The 19,247-nt window shown below is 56.5% G+C and carries 20 protein-coding genes; 4 read left to right on the top strand and 16 right to left on the bottom strand.

All coding sequences use genetic code 11. The annotated features are described in order from the left end of the window. Positions 1 to 30 precede the first annotated feature (30 nt). From IGS16_RS13655 to IGS16_RS13620, 8 genes are all read right to left on the bottom strand, one after another. Complete coding sequence (locus tag IGS16_RS13655) at positions 31 to 720, bottom strand: glycosyltransferase family 2 protein (protein ID WP_297086269.1); 690 nt, start codon at positions 718 to 720, stop codon at positions 31 to 33. Positions 721 to 952: 232 nt separating this feature from the next. Further along, positions 953 to 1,732, bottom strand: a complete 780-nt coding sequence (locus IGS16_RS13650; RefSeq protein WP_297086267.1) for a DUF4058 family protein — start codon at positions 1,730 to 1,732, stop codon at positions 953 to 955. A gap of 100 nt (positions 1,733 to 1,832) precedes the next feature. Continuing rightward, complete coding sequence (locus IGS16_RS13645) at positions 1,833 to 3,293, bottom strand: ATP-dependent DNA helicase RecQ (protein ID WP_297086265.1); 1,461 nt, start codon at positions 3,291 to 3,293, stop codon at positions 1,833 to 1,835. 293 nt (positions 3,294 to 3,586) lie between these two features. Further along, on the bottom strand, positions 3,587 to 4,456 hold the full coding sequence (locus IGS16_RS13640; RefSeq protein WP_297086263.1) for a hypothetical protein: 870 nt from the start codon (positions 4,454 to 4,456) through the stop codon (positions 3,587 to 3,589). A 46-nt stretch (positions 4,457 to 4,502) separates the two neighbouring features. Beyond that, on the bottom strand, positions 4,503 to 5,318 hold the full coding sequence (locus tag IGS16_RS13635; protein ID WP_297086261.1) for a hypothetical protein: 816 nt from the start codon (positions 5,316 to 5,318) through the stop codon (positions 4,503 to 4,505). Between the two features lie 288 nt (positions 5,319 to 5,606). Continuing rightward, on the bottom strand, positions 5,607 to 6,002 hold the full coding sequence (locus tag IGS16_RS13630) for a hypothetical protein (RefSeq protein WP_297086260.1): 396 nt from the start codon (positions 6,000 to 6,002) through the stop codon (positions 5,607 to 5,609). A gap of 13 nt (positions 6,003 to 6,015) precedes the next feature. After that, positions 6,016 to 6,159, bottom strand: a complete 144-nt coding sequence (locus IGS16_RS13625) for a hypothetical protein (protein WP_297086258.1) — start codon at positions 6,157 to 6,159, stop codon at positions 6,016 to 6,018. 422 nt (positions 6,160 to 6,581) lie between these two features. Next, positions 6,582 to 7,289, bottom strand: coding sequence for a DUF2232 domain-containing protein (locus IGS16_RS13620; RefSeq protein WP_297086256.1), 708 nt, complete (start codon positions 7,287 to 7,289; stop codon positions 6,582 to 6,584). Between the two features lie 143 nt (positions 7,290 to 7,432). Between IGS16_RS13620 and IGS16_RS13615 the strand changes: the two genes are divergently transcribed. Together IGS16_RS13615 and IGS16_RS13610 are read left to right on the top strand one after the other, a co-directional pair. Further along, a complete protein-coding gene (locus IGS16_RS13615) occupies positions 7,433 to 7,669 on the top strand; it encodes a hypothetical protein (protein ID WP_297086254.1) in 237 nt (78 codons plus the stop codon). Beyond that, entirely contained in the window at positions 7,648 to 7,980 is a 333-nt protein-coding gene (locus tag IGS16_RS13610; protein ID WP_297086253.1) for a type II toxin-antitoxin system VapC family toxin, read from the top strand. The genes IGS16_RS13615 and IGS16_RS13610 overlap by 22 nt, the downstream gene beginning before the upstream one ends. A 115-nt stretch (positions 7,981 to 8,095) precedes the next feature. Here IGS16_RS13610 and IGS16_RS13605 read toward each other — a convergent pair whose 3' ends face one another. Continuing rightward, positions 8,096 to 9,607, bottom strand: a complete 1,512-nt coding sequence (locus IGS16_RS13605; RefSeq protein WP_297086251.1) for a UbiD family decarboxylase — start codon at positions 9,605 to 9,607, stop codon at positions 8,096 to 8,098. A 170-nt stretch (positions 9,608 to 9,777) separates the two neighbouring features. Here IGS16_RS13605 and IGS16_RS13600 point away from each other — a divergent pair, with 170 nt between their 5' ends. Further along, positions 9,778 to 10,173: a hypothetical protein gene (locus IGS16_RS13600; RefSeq protein WP_297086249.1), complete on the top strand. Its 396-nt coding sequence runs from the start codon at positions 9,778 to 9,780 to the stop codon at positions 10,171 to 10,173. A 143-nt stretch (positions 10,174 to 10,316) separates the two neighbouring features. Here the strand turns inward: IGS16_RS13600 and IGS16_RS13595 are convergent, their stop codons facing one another. The 7 genes from IGS16_RS13595 to IGS16_RS13565 all read right to left on the bottom strand — a co-directional run bounded on the left by IGS16_RS13595 (position 10,317) and on the right by IGS16_RS13565 (position 17,203). Continuing rightward, a complete protein-coding gene (locus IGS16_RS13595) occupies positions 10,317 to 10,985 on the bottom strand; it encodes a hypothetical protein (protein WP_297086247.1) in 669 nt (222 codons plus the stop codon). A gap of 260 nt (positions 10,986 to 11,245) precedes the next feature. Then, positions 11,246 to 11,512 (bottom strand): DUF1816 domain-containing protein, encoded by a 267-nt coding sequence (locus IGS16_RS13590; protein WP_172356790.1) that lies wholly within the window; start codon positions 11,510 to 11,512, stop codon positions 11,246 to 11,248. 353 nt (positions 11,513 to 11,865) lie between these two features. After that, a complete protein-coding gene (gene rlmB / locus IGS16_RS13585; protein WP_367185794.1) occupies positions 11,866 to 12,822 on the bottom strand; it encodes a 23S rRNA (guanosine(2251)-2'-O)-methyltransferase RlmB in 957 nt (318 codons plus the stop codon). Positions 12,823 to 13,452: 630 nt separating this feature from the next. Next, positions 13,453 to 13,902: a ribonuclease III domain-containing protein gene (locus IGS16_RS13580; RefSeq protein ID WP_297086243.1), complete on the bottom strand. Its 450-nt coding sequence runs from the start codon at positions 13,900 to 13,902 to the stop codon at positions 13,453 to 13,455. Continuing rightward, a complete protein-coding gene (locus tag IGS16_RS13575; protein ID WP_068508265.1) occupies positions 13,886 to 14,230 on the bottom strand; it encodes an STAS domain-containing protein in 345 nt (114 codons plus the stop codon). Before IGS16_RS13575 ends, IGS16_RS13580 begins: the two co-directional genes overlap by 17 nt. Before the next feature lie 476 nt (positions 14,231 to 14,706). After that, complete coding sequence (locus tag IGS16_RS13570; protein ID WP_297086240.1) at positions 14,707 to 14,901, bottom strand: hypothetical protein; 195 nt, start codon at positions 14,899 to 14,901, stop codon at positions 14,707 to 14,709. 754 nt (positions 14,902 to 15,655) lie between these two features. Beyond that, positions 15,656 to 17,203: an NAD(P)/FAD-dependent oxidoreductase gene (locus IGS16_RS13565; protein ID WP_297086238.1), complete on the bottom strand. Its 1,548-nt coding sequence runs from the start codon at positions 17,201 to 17,203 to the stop codon at positions 15,656 to 15,658. A 213-nt stretch (positions 17,204 to 17,416) separates the two neighbouring features. Between IGS16_RS13565 and IGS16_RS13560 the strand changes: the two genes are divergently transcribed. Then, positions 17,417 to 19,247: cadherin repeat domain-containing protein (locus IGS16_RS13560; RefSeq protein WP_297086237.1), on the top strand; the 1,831-nt coding region annotated here is incomplete at its 3' end.

Below are 19,247 nucleotides of genomic sequence, written 5' to 3'. Positions count from 1 at the left end.
GGATGCTTAAAGCGTGCATCGCCTCAGTATTTACCCAAACAGGTTATATCTCAAAATGCAGTAAATCGCGCGGAAGCCGTCTTTCCAGCCGATTTTTTTGCCTTCTTTGTAGGTGCGCCCGTAATAGGAAATGCCCACCTCGTAGATGCGGCAGCCTGCCTTGGCGACCTTGGCGGTGATTTCTGGCTCAAAGCCAAAGCGGTTTTCCTGAATGCGGATAGACTGAATCACCTCGCGGCGGAAGGCTTTGTAGCAGGTTTCCATATCGCTGAGGTTAATATTCGTCAGCATGTTCGACAACAGCGTCAGGAACTTGTTGCCCACCATGTGCCAAAAGTAGACCACGCGGTGGGGACGACCGCCCATAAAACGAGAGCCAAACACCACATCCGCTTTGCCATTCAAAATCGGCTCTAGCAACAGGGGAAACTCCTGGGGGTCGTATTCCAGATCAGCATCTTGCACCACGACGATATCGCCCGTTGCCGCCGCAAATCCGGTTCGCAGGGCGGCTCCCTTGCCGCGATTTTTGGGATGATAAACCACCTGGTCTACAAGTGGTTCGATTTGAGATTGCAGCAAGTCTCGCGTGCCGTCAGTGGAGCAATCATCCACAATGATGATTTCGAGATCTTGGATGGGCGATCGCCTCACTGCCGCCACCACCTGCCCGATGGTTCCCAACTCGTTATAGCAGGGTATGACAACCGACAGTTTCACGTTGTTTGCCCTCCTTCCCCACAAACCTGACTCTGCTAATCATTAGCAATTTGCTATCTGAATATAAGTACCACAAAAGCGGGGGCTTCTGCTGCGGGGTTGAGAATTGCTGGAGAATTGCCGTGGAGATTTTAGCGATTTTGGGTTTTAGATTGCCGATTTTGGATATTGAGCCGAAGCTTTGTCAGACTTCTCGCGATTCTATGGATGGCGCTGGCTCGATGAATGACAATTATTCCCGCGATCCAGGTTCCGATGAGATCAGCGTTTGCAGCCAGCGCTGGTCTTCCTCTGGTAGCGGCGGCACTGGGGGCTGATCATAGGCGATCGCCAGCGCCAGCGCAGCTTCTGTATAAACCTGATTCAAAATCGCCTCCAGATCCACGACTGGCTCTTCGTCGCTCGGTTTCAGCGGAACTGGGAATCGGGGAATCCGATCTCGCAGATTAAACGCATACAGAGATGCCGCAGGCCGCTCGTCCGCCCGACTTACCAAGATTCGATAGTCCGATGGCACGCCCCCCAACATTGGCTTTGGCTCTCCTGTCCGCAGCAGATCGATCTCAACCAGATTGGCGCTGCTGCTCAGCAGGGCTTGACGCTTGCGGTCATATTGAGTCTGTCCTTCGCCCGGTCGCTTGTTCTTGGGCGACAGCACTTCCACCACAGTCACAACCGTTCCCGTACCCACTTCCCGAATTTCCAGAAACCGCTCCGTCACCTCTTCCAGCATCGGCACGGCAACCTGAATTGGCTCGCTGGCTGGCACAGCGGTTTGTATGCGCGTCACACTTGGTGAAGCTGGTTCTGCTCGACGAGTGGCGATCGCCACATCGGGAATGCCCACCAGAAGTGCATCCTGATAAACTCGCTTTTCCACCGCTGCTCGATATTTCGGCGTAATGATCCCATTCAAAAACCGCGCCAACCCCCCAATCAGCCCAAAGTGAACCTCTGTCCACAGGTCTGGGTTTTCCAAGTAGGGATTCATGCCGGGGAAATGGGGCAGCATGAGAGGGGTTAGGGGTTAGGAATTGGGGGTTTAGGGGTGCTGATCAGCGCCTCTTCCTTAAATCTTAAATGGCTTCAGTTTAGCAAGGGCGACTCAAAGATTACGATCGCCCCCGACAACGATCGCAGGTTCCGCAGCCCATCCCTAGTGCGTCTTGGGCAAAGCCGAAGCAATGCAGCAACACCTTCCAGCGACACTCGTGAGTATAGAGGTAGTCCTGCATTTGGCGGATGGCGGGGTCTGCCCGGAAGGGCTGCGGTGTCGCGCCAGGCAGGATGCGGTAGTGAAACGGATCGTCCCAGACCAGCTGACCGTTGCGGTGGAGCAGGGCCAGGGCGATCGCCCCATCGGGAAACTGGCGGGCCACCCCGGCCACGGGCCCCGCTTTTGGCAGCTTGCAGATCAGCGATTGGGCAGTTTGGTGCTGCGATCGCGCTTTTTCGGTGAAAAACTGCTGCCGCTGGCGATCATCCGGGTTCAGCCAGCCGGGGCGATCGCTCACCAGGGTTAACGCTTCGGCGGGTTTGCCGTCGCGCCCGGCCCGCCCCACCTCCTGCACATACTCACTCAGCAACAGCGGCGCGTGATAGTGAATCACCCAGCGGACGTGGGGATGATTAATCCCCATGCCAAAGGCGCTGGTGCAAACCACAAACGGCATTTCTCCACCCAGCCACGCCTGCTCAATCCGTCGCCGCTGCGCCGGAGCTAGTCCCGCATGGTAGGCCGCCGTGGGAAAGCCTTCCTGGGTTAGCCAGTCCGCCAGTTCCTCGCCCTCCCGGCGCGATCGCACGTAGACCAGCCCCGCCTTGCCCTGCCGTGCCCGGATAAATCGCAAGAGCGATCGCCTGCGCCCGCGTGGACTCCACACCGGTTGCACGGACAGCGCCAGGTTGGGGCGGTAGGGATTCTGCAAAAACACCTGCGGCTGGTTCAGCCCCAGCACTTCGGAAATCGTCCGCTGCGCCTGCGGGTCGGCGGTGGCGGTGAACGCGGCGATCGCCAGTGTTGTGCCTGCGGGTTTCGCTGCTAGCAGCGCCGGTCGCACTGCCCCCAGCCGCCGATAAGCCGGCCGAAACGAGTCGCCCCACTGCACCAGGCAATGCGCCTCATCCAAAATTAGCCCGCGAATCTGCACCTGCGGCTGGCTCAGGAGGTTCCACACGGGCGCACTCAGCAGCGTCTCCGGCGACAGATACAAGAGTCGCAGCCGCCCGTGTTCCAACTGCCACAGTGTTTGCTGGCGCTGGCGGGGCGGCAGTTCGCTATGCAGCAGGGCGGCGGGCAGCCGCTTTTCGCGCAACTCCTGCACCTGGTTTTCCATCAGCGCCACCAGCGGCGACACCACCAGTGTCAGCCCTGCTTGCAGCAGCGCCGGAAGCTGGAAGCAAATCGACTTGCCACCCCCCGTCGGCATGACCACCAGGGCATCGCGCCCAGAGAGGAGCGATCGCACGATGTCGCCCTGTGGCGGTCGAAAGTCGTCGTAGCCCCAAACCTGCTGAAACGTCGCCCGGACACGCGCCCACTCTGGCGCAGAAACGGAATCGGTAAGATGCATCGCGGAGGGAATGGTGGAGGGAGTGCTTTTAGGATTCCCAGATTGACGCGGGGGGAGTGATGGGGTGTTGGGGTGTTGGGGTGTTGGGGCGATCGCAGTCTAAGAGAACGTTTGAAAATTCCTACTGTTTGTAGCAAAGTGTGCCAGATCCCCCTAAATCCCCCTTAATAAAGGGGGACTTTGAGATCTCCAATGCGTTGCTAAAACATCTGGATGGGAAGTTCTGAGAGATACGAGATCGGGTTCTGTAACTGCCAATATAGCTCTGCCAGAGCGGGGTTTTGGTTCTCGGCCTATGCCCGCAGAGCGCCTGCTTGGGTCTGTGTCAGGCAGCTATCCGTGCGGCAGATCGAGGTGACCAAGGCGACGAGTTCCCAGTCGCCGATTTTGGCAGCGCTGGCGGCGATCGCGCTCAATGATCTGGTTTTGGCATCCTCGTCCTGGATGGTCTGTGCGATGGCGATCGCCTCCTGGAGGACAGGCCGGGCCAGGCTGGCGTCGCCAAATTCGCCTGCTGTAAATGCGACCTCACGCAAGAAATCTGCTCGGCTAAACTCATCCTGAGTAGTTTTGACGAACGCCAGCGCCTCCTGCAAGGCTGCCTGGGCTAGACTGGCTTCTCCAAGCTCATTCGCTGTGCTTGCGATCGCGCTCAAGGTGTTAGCTTTGGTTTGTTCATCCTGAATGGCTTTCGCGGTTGCTAGCGCTTCCTGCAAGATCGGCCGAACCAGGCTGCTCTCGCCAAGTTTGCCTGCCGCAGAGGCGATCGCGCTCAGGGTGTAAGCTTTGGACTCTCCATTCTGCATGGCTCTCGCGGTTGTCAGCGCCTCCTGCAAAACGGACTGGGCAAGAGTCGCGTCTTCCAGGTCGCCCACTGCAATGGCGATCGCGTTCAAGGTCGCATACTTGCCATACTCATCCGGTATGGCTTGCGCGATGGCAAGAACCTCTTGCAAAACGGATTGGGCCAGGCTGGTTTCTCCCAGGTCGCCCGCTGCAATGGCGATCGCGCCCAATGCATAAGCAGTATTGTCCGGCTGCACGGTTTTCGCCGTAGCCAGCGCCTCTCGCAAAATGGGCTGAGCCAGGCTGATGTCTCCCAGGTCGCCCACCGCAATGACGATCGCCTTCAAAACCATGATTTTGTGGTTTTCACCTTGCATGGGTTTTGTCAAAGCCAGCGCCTCTAGCAGAACGGGTTGGGCAAGATTAGCGCTCGCCTACCGCTTCTGCGATCGCCCGCAACACCCAGGCTTTATGCTGCTCATTTTGCATGGGCTTTGCCATCGCCAGAATCTCCTGCAAAATGGGACGGGCCAGGCTGGGGGTTTCCAGCTTGCCCACCGCAGACGCGATCGCGTCCAGGACAGCAGATTTGCCCGCCTCATCTGGCATGGATTTGGCAATGACCAGCAGCTCTGGCAGCGTGGATTGGGCCAGGCGGGTGTCTCCCAATTCGCTCACTGCAAAGGCGATCGCCCGCAAAATCGTGTTGAACATGATGCCATTGGGCCCGTCCCCGTCCTGCATGGGTTTCGCGATGGCGAGCACCTCCTGCAAAATGGGCTGGGCCAGGCTGGCATCCTCAAAATCACCGGCGGCGACTGCGATCGTCGCCAAGGCTCCCGGCTTGCTAAACTCATGGATTCCTTTTGTGGTGGCGATCGCCTCTTGCAGGGCAGCTTGGGCCAGGCCGGGTTCTCCGAGTTCGTTTGCCGTAAACGCGATCGCGCTCAAAACCTGAGGTTTGGTCTCCTCTGTCCAATCCTCATCTCCAGGAGGAATCGCCCTCGCGGCTGCCAGCGCCTCTTGCAAGAAAGTAAATACCGTACTGGCACCTCCCACCTCACCCGCGATCGCAGCGATCGCCTGCAAGGTCAGGGCTTTGTCAGGCTCACTCTGGATAGACCGGGCGATCGCCAGCGCCTGTGAAAAATTGCCATCTGCTGCCAGCGCCAGGGCCGCCGACTTCGCATCAGCATCTCCACTGGTGCCCAGCTCAGCCAGGTCGCGGCGGATTTGCAAAAGCGGTTCGGGTGGGCTGGCGAGGCTGCTTCAGCCGACAGTGAGCGCCAGTCCGGCGGCAACCAGTCCACTCGCCAGCCTATGTTTCCGAGTGACAGTGTTCCGAATGACGTTGCCAAGAGTTGGGGACGTTTCCTGACTCATCAAAAACTCCTGATTAAGGGGTGTGAGGTGCTTCTATCTTCTCCTGGCTTCCATATATTGCCACCCGTAGGAACCTATGCAAAAAACGGGTGCCTTGTGAGGGGCACCCGACGCATCAGGAAGATTTGACTATCGAGATCGCCGCTATTCTTGCGCCCATTGGAAGGCATCGCGCTTGGCGTAGATATTGTGGACGTGCTTTTTCACGGTGTCTACGGTGATGTGCAGATTGGCGGCGATCGCCTTATATTTCCAGTTCAAGTGGCGCAACAGCCAGACTTCCGCCTCGCGTTCCGTCAGACCGTAGCGTTCCCGTTCGGCGATCGCCCGTTTGCGGGCAGACTGCATCCGGTCTTCTAGCGTCACGCGCAGGCAGGGCCGCTCTACCGATTCCAGCGCGATCCACTCCACCCGAATCCGCAGCGGACTGTTGCTACTGGTGAGAATTTCATCTTCTAGAATCACCGTCGTATCTTGATGCAGCGCCCGATTGTTGACCAGCATTTGGCAAACGCGCCAGATTTGGCTGGGCAATTGCATGGCTTTTAGCCCGTCAGACGACAGTATCCGGCAAATTTCGTGAGCCGAACGGTTGGCGTAAACGGTTGGCGTAGATGACTTCGCCGCGATCGCTCACAATCAGCACACCATCAATGAAACTCTCGAAAATCGCTTGCAGTAAAAAATTGTTGTTCATGGGGGGCTTTCCAAAAATACACTGCATTGCGACGCAATCGATTAGATCGATTAGCTTGTGAGATGCATTTTATGAGCGCGTCTCACAAAATGATTTCAGGATGATTTCAATCAGCGAATTCAGAAAATTGATATAGCCAGAAAAGCCACGAATCGAAATAAAATGACGAATTCAGGTGCTTGAAGCGATCGCATCGCAGGTTGTTCAATCATTCTTCAGCTTGCTGACCCAGGTTGCGAAGGCGATCGCCCAGGTGAAACAGAGTCGGCTTCGTACTACAAAGTATTACATTTTCACGATAGGCTATTCCGGAGAGATTTGTTAATATCGTTTTGCGATATCAATCTGAACCTCCATCGCAGCGATCGCCCATCTCAAGGTCTCAGCCGTCTCAGCCGTCTCAGCCGTCTTAAATTTAATGTTTACTGTTCTTCCAGCAAGATCCGCACCCAGCGCGGCGGTTCGGGAATAGCGTTGCCCAGCCGCCCCAGCAGTAGCCACGCTGCCAGGTGAATCGTAAACACATACACTAGGTCGCTGAGCAAAAACGCGCCTACCGTCAGCGCTTGCACCGCAGGCAGATTGATTTGCCCCAGTGCGCCCACGCCTAGCAGCCCCCAATCCACCAGACGAGTCACCAGCCACTCCAGCAGATCGGCGATGCGGCGTGTTAGATACACCCACAGGTCTTCGCCCACAAAGGCAGACGTGAGCAAGACTCGCGCAAACAGGCCCAACGTCGCCAACATCGCGCCCAGGCCAATCGACACGGGCCAGCCCGCGCCCCGCCGCCACAAAAAGCCGAGCTGTACACCCAGCAGCCCGTAGGGAATGATAAATAAAGCGCTAAGAAACGGGCCCATCAGCACCGACAGCAGCAGCCCCGTCACCAACAGCGACATCCAGGCTGCTCGCGCTCCCCAGCGCAGATACACCAGGGCGATGGGCAGCGGAAAGACGATCCGCATCCAGGGCACCAGGCTGAGATAGTAGCTCACCAGCCACAGCAGCCCCGCCGTGCTGGATAAAAACGCTGTTTCCACTAGCTTGAGCGGGGCTGGCGCTACGTTGACCTGCACGGGCGAAGGTTCAGGCGAGTCGGCGATCGCCAATTCGGGTTCGGCGCTCATTGCCTTTAGCGCCGCGTCCCATTCTGCATCGCTGGACTTGAGGCGATCAGACGATGGACGAGCGGGCGATCGCCAAAGGCAAAATCTGCAAGCTTAGCGTGTCTGGATTAGAGTAGGACTACATCAACTGTTGAGAGACTTCTATGGCACCCAAAAAAGTTGGTGACATGACGATAACAGAGCTAGAGTCGCTCATCATCAAAACCGTAGACATGAAGTTTAGGCTTGTTTTGCGTCCTGCAACACCCGCTGAGCCAGACCAAGTGCGGGCACTTTTGAAGGCAATTGCTAACCGTCGTTGGACACCCCCGGTCGGCGCTCCCACAGCCAGCCAAATGATTTTAGAGGAGCGCAACCAGTGGCGGCAAGGTATGTCGTAGATGCCAGTGTTTTAGCCCATGACCTGAATCCTGATCGTTACACAGCTGAAGCTGCCAATCTTTTATCGGGTTTAGTCGATGGCCATGAACTTTACATTCCAGAGTTTTGCCTTTTGGAATGCACAAATGTGTTGTGGAAACAGGTTCGCTTCAACGGATTTCCCCAAGTAGACGCAGAGTCGATCATTGCAGATTTTCTCGATCTGCCTTTTCAAGTGGTCGCAGTTTATTTGCTCCTGCCAAACGCTCTCAAAATTGCGCTTAGTCATGGTTTGGCTGTGTACGATTCGCTCTATATGCCCTCGCCCTAGAATTGGGCTGTCCGCTAGTAAGTGTAGACGATCGCCAGGTCAAAGCGGCGCTCGCCATTGGTGTAACCCTTAAACCCATTGCCGACTTTTCAGACCAATAGCGCTGCTAGACCACTCACTTCATGTCATAGCCAAACAGATTGGGGTCTACCTCGTCCAGATTCAGGTCAGCGAGGCCATATTCAGCCCAGCGGCGCGACACCAAATCCGCCGTGTCGGGGTCGGGTTCGAGCTGCTTACCCCAAGGGCGATCGCTCTCTGGATAGATCTTGGTGGTCGCGTCGATGCCCATTTTGCTGCCGAGGCCGGGGCGCTCGGTGGCAAAGTCCAGCGAGTCGAAGGGATTGTCCGGCAAGATGAACACATCCCGCGCTGGGTCCACCTTTGACGTGATCGACCAGACCACCTGGCGCGGATCGCGGACATTGATATCTTTGTCTACCACCACCACAAATTTCGTATAGCTAAACTGCGGCAGCGCACTCCAAAACGCCAGCGCCGCCCGCCGCGCCTGCCCCGGATAGGACTTGTCGATGGACAGGACGGCTACTTTGTAGCTCAAGCCCTCCATCGGCAAGAAAAAGTCCACAATTTCCGGGACTTGCTGCCGCAGAATGGGCGTGTAAATCCGGTTCAGCGCCAGTGCCATCATCGCGTCTTCCTTGGGTGGGCGACCGCTGAAGGCAGTGAGGTAGATCGGATTTTTGCGATGGGTTATGCAGTGGAAGCGGATCAGCGGGCCGTTGGGGTTGGCAGGGCCGTAGTAGCCCATGTGGTCGCCTGCGGGGCCGTCCATCGCCACTTCGCCGGGGGTAATCGTACCCTCTAGCACAAATTCTGAATCGGCAGGCACTTCCAGATCCACCGTTTTACACTTTGCCAGATGCACACCGCCGCCGCCGTAGAGTCCGGCAAAGAGCCACTCCGACATATCAATGGGCAGCGGGGTCGCGGCCGCCATCACCAGCATCGGGTCTACCCCAAGGGCGATCGCCACTTCCAGCTTTTCGCCCCGCTCGGCTGCCTTCCGCAAATGCCGCGTCGCGCCGCGCACCGAGAGCCATTGCACCGTCATCGTGGTTTTGGATTGCAACTGGAGGCGATAGACACCCACATTCACAATCTTGTTTTCGGGGTCTTTGGTAATCATCAGCCCCAGTGTGATCACCTTGCCCGCGTCGTCCGGATACACCCGCAGCAGCGGCAGCTTGGTCAGGTCTACTTGGTCATCCTTCAGCACCACCTGCTGACACGGCGGCAGCAGCTCCCGTTGGGGTTTGGCCTTCACCACGTCAAACAGGGCCTTGCCCAAGTCAACCGCCTGAGAAATCTTCTTGGGCGGGCGGGGTTGATACAGCAGGGCCAGCTTCTTGCCCAGCGCTTCCAGTTCTTCGGGCTGCTCCATGTTCATCGCCCAACAGACGCGCTGCACCGTGCCCATCACGTTCACCGCGACGGGATACTCAGCCCCCTTCACGTTTTCAAACAGCAACGCCGGACCACCGCTTTGCAACAGCCGATTGGCAATTTCGGCAATTTCCAGTTCGGGATCAACCAGCGCCGTAATGCGCCGCAACTGCCCCCGCTGCTCTAGCTGAGCCAAAAATCCCCGCAGGTCTCGCGCCATGATGAAGAACTGTAACGTGTCCTTTCTCATTATCAACGAGATCGGGGCAGTGGTTTTGCGGTGCAGAGATCCACACCCAAATTTGCCAGAAACGTAAACCCGGCAGACTGTAGCCCTCCAACATCCACAAATTGCACGTTGGCAAAGTTTGACCAATTCTGAAAATCGTTATGGACACCAATTACCACAGCGCAAGATCTCAGGTTCGTTCGGGCATTTCGGAAGCAGAAGATGAGGAGTTAGTCCGTCAGCTTTGCACGCTGCTGAGGGCTGAGTGCGCCAGAAGCGGGAGTCCGTGGGTTCAATGTTCGCACCTCGCTGAACTGTATTATTTGCAATACGGTAAGGTGCTGGGGCAACAGTTCCAGCGGGCAGGCTATCCAGCTTCGTGGATGTTTTGGCGGGATCATCGGCAGGTGTTTTCGACCTACGCCACACCGGAGCCAGACAATCCTTACGTTGCAGTGTTTGAAATGGTGAACCCGACTCAGGATTTTCGGTGGAGCGATCGCCCCCACGCCCGTCGTCGCCGCCGCCCATCCACCCAACTCACCCGAAAACTGTAGCAATCCCTATTAAAACGCTCCATCAACTAAGGGTTTACTCTTGCCGATGGAGCGCTGAACGAGAGACATTCGCCATTTCAGTCAGCTATTTTGAGCAGCTTTGAGCAGCGACTAGTTGACTAAACCGGGGGCGATCGCCCGCTCTACCGATAGCTGGCAATGGACGGCACGACTCGGCTACAGTTGCCAAACTGCCAGGAATTCATGAGCGTATGCAGGTCTTCTCGACCACGAGTATTTCCCCCATCCCCAAATAGCGCCGATGGTAACGGGTTATTCAAATAGCTGTATACCGCTGGAGCATGTTCCATAAACGGCTGAACATCCGCCAGACATTGACCCATTAGTTGGGTTGTGGTGCGCGTCTGTTCCAGTTGGTTGCCCAAAGACCAGCGGGCCTGCTGGCTTTCCGCCAGACTGCGCTGGGTTGCATCAAGCTGGCTGCCCAGGCTTTTTATCTGCTGATTGGCATCATAAAGGCGATCATTAAACGTTTGCGCCAGTTTTTTCGACTCTTGCAGCGCTAGCTTCGTGTCATACAGCTCATCGTTCTTCTGCTTGCCATATTCCTTCGCGCTTTGCAGGTCTGTTTTAGTGCTATTCAGTGCTTCGGTCGCGCCCTCAAGCTGCTGGGTGAGATCCGAAACCGTACCGTTTAACTCAGAAAATGCGAGGCGCTGTCCGTAATAACGATACTCTTGAAAACCGAACACCGCAGAACCGACACCGAGCGCCAGCAGGGAAGCTAGCAAGATTGGGCGGAGATGAGACTCTTTGAGAAAAGCAGGATGGAAATCTGTGTGCAGCGTCATGGCAGGCACCCTCCTCCTGATCAGCGATCAGGCTTTCTGGTAGAAGCCTTGCAGATAGAGAGTTTGAAGCGTTTTCTATAGGCTTTGGCTTCCACCCTGATCCTACCTCTGGTAAGCAGAATTGCTCAGTAGGTGCAATTTTTCTTAAGCAGAGCTTATGTACTAAGCTGGGACTGGGTGAACCAAAAGCGATCGCCCTCCTCACAATTGCCAGAAGGAGGGCGATCGCTCAATTCTGACAAAACCCGGCTTCGCTCGACCTAGCCAAACGCAGCCGCGCTGCGAGTGGGCATTTCCTGCTCATCGTCGATCGTCAGCTTGTGGGGCTTGCAGCGCTTGATGCTGAGCTTGATTCCCTGTGCGCCTTCTTGCACTAGATCTTCGACGTAGCCGCCCTTGTGTTGTTCTGCTTCCGTTGCACTGGCAAACGGGCCGAAGTAATAGGTGCAGCGGGGCGAGTCGGTTACAATTTCCACCCACCAGGCCGCACCCACCGTTTGCAAGATTGAGGTCCAGGTTTCTTTCATAAGGCGTTGGGATGTAAGTCTTTGGCTTAAACTGTAGGGTTCTCTTCAGGAAAATTCAATATTTATTACAATCCTTTATGAACCAGCTTCAGCAAAATAAGGCATCCTATGAGCCAGTCTGTTCAAGGGGGCTAAGCTTCTATCCCCTTCCATCCCTAAGACTTCTAGCTCAAGTTTTGTCCCGCCTACAGCATCCCTTGAAATCTGCCCCCCAGATCGTATTGTGTGTGACGTTTAGGCAAAAATTCTGATCACTCCGGGTTTCACTCTATATTTTGCCTCTGCGTTTTTTTCTGCATTTTTTGGGGCATGTTTTCTTGTTTCGGGGGGCAGATGTATACCCAGGTCGTGAATCACTTGGCGATCGCCGGACTGAGCGAGAGCGTACTCGTCCAGCGCTGGCGATAGACCTCATACAGCGCCATGCCCGCGGCCACTGAGGCATTCAGGCTGGCCGTTTTGCCCCGCAGCGGAATCGACACCAGCACATCGCAACTGCGCTGTGTCAGCAGGTTCAGCCCGTCGCCTTCAGAGCCGACCACCAGCACCGTCGCCTTGTGAAACGTGACCGTGTTGATCGACTGCCCCGCTTCTGCGTCGGTGCCGTAAATCCAGAACCCTTCGGCTTTCAACGCTTCGAGCGCTCGTCCCAGGTTGACCACGCGGGCGATCGCCAGGTTTTCCAGCGCACCCGCCGCAACTTTCATCACCGTTGAGGTGACCCCGACCGATCGCCGCTGGGGAATCACAATCCCTTGAGCGCCCAGTGCTTCGGCAGTGCGAATAATTGCGCCCAGGTTGTGGGGATCGGTGATGCCGTCCACTGCCACCAGCACAGGCTGTTCGGTAGCGGCTTTGGCCTGGGCAATCAGGTCGCCCAGTTCTAGATATTCATAGGGAGCCACCTGGGCCACAATGCCCTGATGCGTTGCGCCATGGGTCAACTGATCGAGCCGTCGATTGTCTACTTCGTCGATGACGGCTCCGTTGCTCTTGGCCTTTTGCAGTAGCGTATGGAAGCGGGGATCGTAGCGCAGGCGCGGCGTGACCCAAATGCGGTTAAGCTGGCGATCGCCCTCCAGGGCCGCCACCAGCGTATGACGACCATAGATCAAATCGGGGCTGGCTTCTTCGGATTCATGCAGTTCGTTGCCGAGGCTCTCTGTGGCCCCATAGCGGGCTTCCGAAACGTCCCTAAAGTCCCTCGGCTGGGATGCGCTGCGATCGCTCTCCCAGGCTGGTCGGGGCGGTTTGCGGCCGGGGCGATCGCTCCCGTCTCTGTCTGGCGCAGCGGCCGGGCGGCGGGAAATAGGTCGAACCTGGTCACCGGAAAGGCGGACGGGCCGGTCTGGGCTAAATTTGGCTTTGGCGGGCTTGTCTGCATCACTGCGACGACGGGGAGGGCGATCGCCTGCGGATTGCTCTGACCGCCTCTGATCCGACGGTCTAGCGCTGTAGGAGTCTCTGGCAGGACGAGCGGGGCGATCGCCCGAAAACTTTCTGCCCGCAGGTTTGCCGTAGCGATCGCCAGAGGGCTTTCGACTCGTAGATTCCTCACCGTAGCGATCGCCCGAAGCATCGCCTGCGGCCCGCTCACCGGAGTAGCGATTGCCTGCCGACTTGCTGCCCGCCGACTTTCCGCCCGAAAACTTTCGCCCGCCCCCGCCTACACGCGGCTTGCCCGGTCGGGATGAACCCTGTCCTTTGCGCGGGGACGACCCCCGATTGGAATCGCGGTTTTGAGCAGCCATGAGTCTCCTTCCCTGACGTAGTCGTAGTGTCTAAATGTCTAAGACGCGCCGGGCAGTAAAACCGTCAGCATCTCCGGGTTTCTAGCATAGCGGAGCCAGCCCCGAATTGGGGGAAAACCAACACGATTCCCTGACCAAAGATTTCTTGCAATTTTGTTGCGGTTGCTTAAGCTTGCTGCATCTAAACGGTCAGGCTTTTTTGCTGCCCTCTTCAGGCAAGTCTTCTAGCGGCTGCATCCGTGTCAGCAACTCCTGCAACCGCCCTGGGTTGCTGAGATACAAGTACCCCAGCAGCGTTTCTAGACCTGTGGCCTGACGATAGATTTCGGCATCCACCCGCCGTGGGCCTCGCTGAGCCGCATTGCGCCCTCGCCGCACAATGTCTTGCTCCTGTTCGGTGAGATGGATAGAGAGCGATCGCACCTGGGCGGCCTGGCTTTCGGCCCGCACCTGCTCCACGACTTGCCGATGATAATCTTGAATGCGTTTGGGCGGCAGCAAGCAGGCTACCCGCACATGCAGCTCGTACACTGCATCGCCCACGTAGGCCAGAGCAGCCGGAGAGAGCCGCTGGAGGTCTTGCTCCCGGAGTCCCTTCTCAGCGGGGCACGACCCAGCCGCATCAAGACCGCTTAGCATTCTCTAGAGCCGCCTCGACGTTGGGTTGAATCTTGAAAAATTGCTCCAAACGCACCATTTTGATCGTCTGCATGACGCGGGAGTTGGCGATCAGTTGCAGCTTGCCACTTGCCTGCTGCACTTTCTTTGCCACCTGCACCAGCGCCCCAATGCCGGAGCTATCAATAAAGTCAATCTGGGACATGTCGAGGATGACGCTAGACGGCCCCTCCTCGATATATTTATCGACGACTTTGCGGAAGGTGGGTTCAGAAAACGCATCGAGAAGCCCCGCGAGGCGGAAGACCTGGCTGTTGTCTCGCACCTCCCGAGTGCCGCGCAGGCTCACCGTTAAAGTAAGTGTCTCAGGAATAAGAACCTCCCCGCTGGCGTTCAACTCAGCGCTGTGTCTGGGTAAGTGAATCGAGGCTTAAGTATACTCCAAAGTGAATTTGTGGCCAATAGAACTTTTAGCCGCGTGAGCCGCGCTGTCTATAATCTGCAATCTGCGCCGATACGCCGATGAGTCGATACGCCGATGCCGATACGCCGATGAGGAATGGGGATTTAGCTTGGGTATTTGGGGTGGGGGCGATCGCCCCAAATACACCTTCGACACACTCTGCTAAAAGGCATGAATGTACGGGGCAAATTGAAAGATGGCATCAACTCGAAAAACCAATCAGGGGATGGCTATTTTTGGGCGATCGCCCCCACAGAAAAAGGTCGTCAAGCAATTAGAACCCTCGCGTTTATTGAGCAGCCATCCATCCATATTTTTCGGCCAATCAACCGGCCGATCAATCAGATTTCCTGAACCGAACTTCAGGACGGTTTTTCGGCTTTTTCTCCTTCGGATGTGCCCTTGATCCTTACAGGGATTCCCTCGGTCATGAAGTGCTTAATCAGATCAGCAAACTCTTCTTCCTTAGTTTTTTCCTTTTTCTTCTCAGCAGGCTTGTTGAACAAGAATGAACACGCAAATGCAAACCCAATAAAGATCCACTCTGCACCTGTCATAGATTATAGTGATCCAAATTCAACAAAACATTAAGAATACGGCTCAGGCAAAGTAAATCCCTGAGTTTGCGGAACTTTTTCCAATTGCAAGGTGGTCGCGAGGCTACGCCAAAGCCCCTGCCCCAGGCTGCTTTCACGGAGAGACGCTAGACCAAAAAGCACTAACTTCAGATGGGAGCTAGAGCATAGGGGCTAGGCATTGCAAAATGCAACAACAGTTCTAAAGACAGCAACTAGCTACAGTCAAGACAGTCAAAATCCTGCTTCAAAAATCAGATCCCTTAAAGATAAGGTATGATTCTGGATTTCGATCTGCTAAATTCTCAATCATTCTAAGACCGTATTTGCCGAACGAATCTTAAGAACTGTGTTAGAAAGAACTGTGTCAGAACATCAATCCGCACCTACCTAAGTTGATGTCCTCAATTAAATTTCATTCCTGAATCTTTAGCGATTGCCCCTGGCTTGAGAGTAAACCGATTCTTAAGAAACTTTCCTAAGAAACGTTTTCAATAAGTTCAGCGGGCTGGAAGCGGATAGCATCCATTCTAAGCACAAATTTTAAAAAATCAAGAGAAAAACAAAAAAGTCTTTTATCGTACTGCCTTTTTTCGTGTCATGGAAGAGGGGAGAAAGCCTTGGCTTTAGGCAGCGGACTGAGTTTGCACTTCCTTTTGCACTTTCTGACGAAAGCGCTTTGCCCACTGGCGTTTGCCCCCTCTAGCCAAATGCCCCCTCTAGCCAAATGATGGAGTCAGGCCAGTTCCCTGAGCAGTGCTGCTGTAGCGATAGGCGTTACTAGCGTATTGGCACAGAGAATCCCCGACGCAGCGGCCGCCGGAACCCCAATCCCTGGTAGGGTACTGTCACCGACGCGATAGAGGCCGCGAATGGGCGTGTGGGTGCTGGGAAACCGGCCCTGATAGGCGGCGATCGCCGGGCCATAGGTCCCCCGATGGCGGCGCAGGTAGCGGGCATGGGTGAGCGGTGTGCCGATTCGCTCTAGCACGAGGCGATCGTGCACGTCGGGAATCACCCGCTCCAGCGCTCGATAAAGCGGCTCTGCCCGTTCTCGCTTGCGGGCTTCGTAGGTTTCATCGCGCTGCCAGCCATCGTAGGGTTCCAGCGTGTAGGCATGGACGACGTGATGACCTGACGGCGCGAGGCTGGCATCCCACACCGAGGGAATCGAAATCATGCAGGTGTGGCCCGGCGCAGCCAGGTCGTAGCGCTCAACCGGATCTTGCACCACGACATGATGGCCAGTGAGTCCCTCTAGCCCGTCGGCGCGGATGCCCAAGTGCAGGTGCATAAAGCTATCTACAGCGGGGGTTTCCAGAGCGCTCTGACGGTAGTCTTCGGGCAAATCACCGGGCTTGAGCAGGTGCGTGTAGGTGTCCCAGAGGGTGGCGTTGGAAATGACGGTCTTTGCAGCGATCGCCTCGCCCGACCGCAGCCGCACGCCCACCGCCTGCCCGTTTTCTACCAAAATTTGCTCCACATGGGCATTCAGCCGCAGCCTGCCGCCCCATTTCTCCAGCCCACGCACGAGGGCTTGCACGATCGCCCCGCTGCCGCCCAGCGGATAGTCCACCACAGAATTTGTGCGTTCGCCAAACATAAACGCCATCTCTGGCGCGACCGTTCCCGCCGCAGGCAGCCCCGACAGCAAGAAGCATTCCAGGTCTACCAACCGCCGCACCCACGGATCGCGCACAGTTTGATCCAGCAGATCACCCGCCGAGGACTGGAGCGATCGCACTTGGGGCAGCAGCTTGAGCAGCGCCCAGGGATAGCGGCTTAGCAAAACTGGCACCAGTTGCCAGTCTGCCCGCAGCGCCAGGGTGGGGATGTCGCGCAGCCCGTTGTAAATCTGGAGGAACCGCTGCTCTAGCTGGGCAAGCTCTCGCGCACCCTGGGGCGTGATCTCGGCCACGGCAGCCCGATAGCGATCGCCCTGGCAATGGACCGGAAACGTGCCCTCTGGAAAGTGGTAGTGACCCAGTGGGTCGTAGGGTACGGCAGTTACCGATTCGCCCAGCACCTCCAGCACTTGCTTGAGCGGATTGAGCGATCGCCCGTCACTCAGTCCGCAATAGAAAGAGGGGCCTGAATCAAAATGAAAGCCCTGCTGCGAAAAGCTGTGGGCCGCACCACCCGGAATCGCGTGGCTTTCGCACACCAGCACCCGCCGCCCATATCGCGCCAGCAGCGCCGCCGCCGTCAGCCCGCCGATGCCGCTGCCAATGACCACAACCTCATACAGATTATCGATTTGTTGATTGGGGAATGAGGTATTCATGGGAGGCGAATCGACGGAACCTGTTGAGAGCGCAAAAATAGACCGGAAAATACGGAGAAAGGGCGATCGCTCCCTGATGGGAAAATATGCCGATTTGGGTACGATGTGTGCGGATCTTCCTCATTTCGACGGTTTGCTGCCGTCCAAACCTCAGTCTAGCGCCTGCTTTAGCCTCAGTCGGTCGTCTACCCAGCCCATTGCGAGCAACCTGCCATGTCATCTGTAAACTTCGTCGGCTCCGAGTTTCCCATCAACACGATTACAACAGGCAGTCAGAGTACGTCACTACTCACCGCTGAGGCATTCTCGACGAGGGCGATCGCAGTAGACGGCAGCGGCGGGTTTGTGGTGGTGTGGACGGGGCCAGACGGCAGTGGCTCAAACACGGGAATTTACGCCAGACGGTTCGATAGCGCGGGTGTGGCACAGAGTCTGTTTGATGCGGCCTCCAGTGCCCTAGTCAGCACAGATGCCCGCATTAATACGACAACCGCTAATATCCAGCGACTTGCCAGCGTCGCAGCGGATGCCGACGGCAACTTTATTGTGGTGTGGGAAAGCATCCAAGACCCGGTAACGGGTGATTCAGGCGTTTATGCTCAGCGCTTTGATAAAGATGGCAACCGCATCGGTGGCGAAACCCAGATTCACACTAACGTCCTGGGCGAACAGACCGAGGTCAGCGTGGCGATGGCTCCCACGGGCGAGTTTGTGGTGACCTGGACTAGCGATGTGGGCGACGGCAGCGGAACTGGGGTGTTTGTGCGGCGCTTCAACAGCGCGGGCGCGGCGCAGCCAATCGAACCACCGATAGGCCCTGCCAGCACCGACGATGTCCAGGTCAATACAACGACAGACCTGGATCAGCGTTTTTCTAACGTGGCGATCGCCCCCGACAGCAGCTTTGTCGTCACTTGGTCGAGCGTTGGGCAAGACGGCAGTGGCTTCGGCGTTTATGCCCAAAAGTTCAGCAGTACGGGCGCACGAGTCGGCACGGAATTCCCTGTCAACAGCACCACTGCCAGCAATCAGCAAAATTCCCATGTGGCGATCGCCCCTGATGGCAACTTTGTCATTACCTGGTCGAGCGAAAACCAGGACGGCTCTAGCTGGGGCGTGTACGCCCGCCTGTTTGACAGCAATGGTGACCCGCTGACGGGCGAAATCCTTGTCAACCAGTTCACCACAGGCGAGCAGCGTTATTCCACGGTGGCAATGGATAGCGACGGCAACTTTGTCGTCACCTGGCAAAGCTTTAGCCAGCCTTCTGAAACTGTGACGACCACGGGCATTGTGGCGCGGCGCTTCAGCAGAACGGGCACTCCTCTGGGTGACGAGTTTCTGGTCAACACCACCACCCCAGGCGATCAGCGCTTCCCTGCCGTTGGTGTTGCTCCCAGCGGCAATTTTGTCGTCGTTTGGACGGGGCCCGACGCTAACGGCACCGGTGTCTATGGACAGCGGTTTTCGCCGCCCACCAGCACCGCGCCGACCGATATCCTGCTAACGCCTGCCAGTTTTCCAGAAAACTCCCCGCTAGATACCGTCATTGGGAATCTCTCCGCCATTGACCCCGATGGAGATACTGTCACCAATTTTGAACTGATTGATTCAGTCAATTTTCCAGATAACGCTAGTTTTGAAATTCAAACTGGGCCCGGCGGGCCGATTTTGGTGCTGCGGGCGGCGGCGGATTTTGAGACAAAGAACAGCTACACCATCAAAATTCGGGCAACCGATCCGAGTGGATTGAGCTACGAAAAAGAAGTGGTGGTGGCGGTGACGAACGTCAATGAGGCACCCACTGCTATTAATCTTGATCCGCAGTCTGTGGATGAGAACTCGCCCATTGGCACAGAAGTTGGCATATTCACAACCATTGATCCTGATTTTGTTGACACCCACACCTACACACTCGTCTCCGGCACAGGCGACACCGACAACGCCAGCTTCACGATTGTCGGCAACCAACTCCGGCTGAACGTTTCACCCGACTTTGAAACGAAAGATAGCTATACCATTCGCGTCCGCACGACTGACAGCG

The organism is Thermoleptolyngbya sp. C42_A2020_037, from assembly GCF_015272455.1.
In the GTDB taxonomy this organism is placed as follows: domain Bacteria; phylum Cyanobacteriota; class Cyanobacteriia; order Elainellales; family Elainellaceae; genus Thermoleptolyngbya.
This window is presented reverse-complemented; position numbering and strand designations above follow the sequence as displayed.

Coding starts and splice junctions, on each gene's coding strand:
- IGS16_RS13650 (WP_297086267.1), bottom strand. CDS start 1,732: ATGCTGCCCCATTTCCCCGGCATGAATCCCTACTTGGAAAACCCAGAC.
- IGS16_RS13645 (WP_297086265.1), bottom strand. CDS start 3,293: ATGCATCTTACCGATTCCGTTTCTGCGCCAGAGTGGGCGCGTGTCCGG.
- IGS16_RS13640 (WP_297086263.1), bottom strand. CDS start 4,456: ATGCAAGGTGAAAACCACAAAATCATGGTTTTGAAGGCGATCGTCATT.
- IGS16_RS13630 (WP_297086260.1), bottom strand. CDS start 6,002: ATGCAATTGCCCAGCCAAATCTGGCGCGTTTGCCAAATGCTGGTCAAC.
- IGS16_RS13625 (WP_297086258.1), bottom strand. CDS start 6,159: ATGAACAACAATTTTTTACTGCAAGCGATTTTCGAGAGTTTCATTGAT.
- IGS16_RS13620 (WP_297086256.1), bottom strand. CDS start 7,289: ATGAGCGCCGAACCCGAATTGGCGATCGCCGACTCGCCTGAACCTTCG.
- IGS16_RS13615 (WP_297086254.1), top strand. CDS start 7,433: ATGGCACCCAAAAAAGTTGGTGACATGACGATAACAGAGCTAGAGTCG.
- IGS16_RS13605 (WP_297086251.1), bottom strand. CDS start 9,607: ATGGCGCGAGACCTGCGGGGATTTTTGGCTCAGCTAGAGCAGCGGGGG.
- IGS16_RS13600 (WP_297086249.1), top strand. CDS start 9,778: ATGGACACCAATTACCACAGCGCAAGATCTCAGGTTCGTTCGGGCATT.
- IGS16_RS13595 (WP_297086247.1), bottom strand. CDS start 10,985: ATGACGCTGCACACAGATTTCCATCCTGCTTTTCTCAAAGAGTCTCAT.
- IGS16_RS13590 (WP_172356790.1), bottom strand. CDS start 11,512: ATGAAAGAAACCTGGACCTCAATCTTGCAAACGGTGGGTGCGGCCTGG.
- IGS16_RS13580 (WP_297086243.1), bottom strand. CDS start 13,902: ATGCTAAGCGGTCTTGATGCGGCTGGGTCGTGCCCCGCTGAGAAGGGA.
- IGS16_RS13570 (WP_297086240.1), bottom strand. CDS start 14,901: ATGACAGGTGCAGAGTGGATCTTTATTGGGTTTGCATTTGCGTGTTCA.
- IGS16_RS13565 (WP_297086238.1), bottom strand. CDS start 17,203: ATGAATACCTCATTCCCCAATCAACAAATCGATAATCTGTATGAGGTT.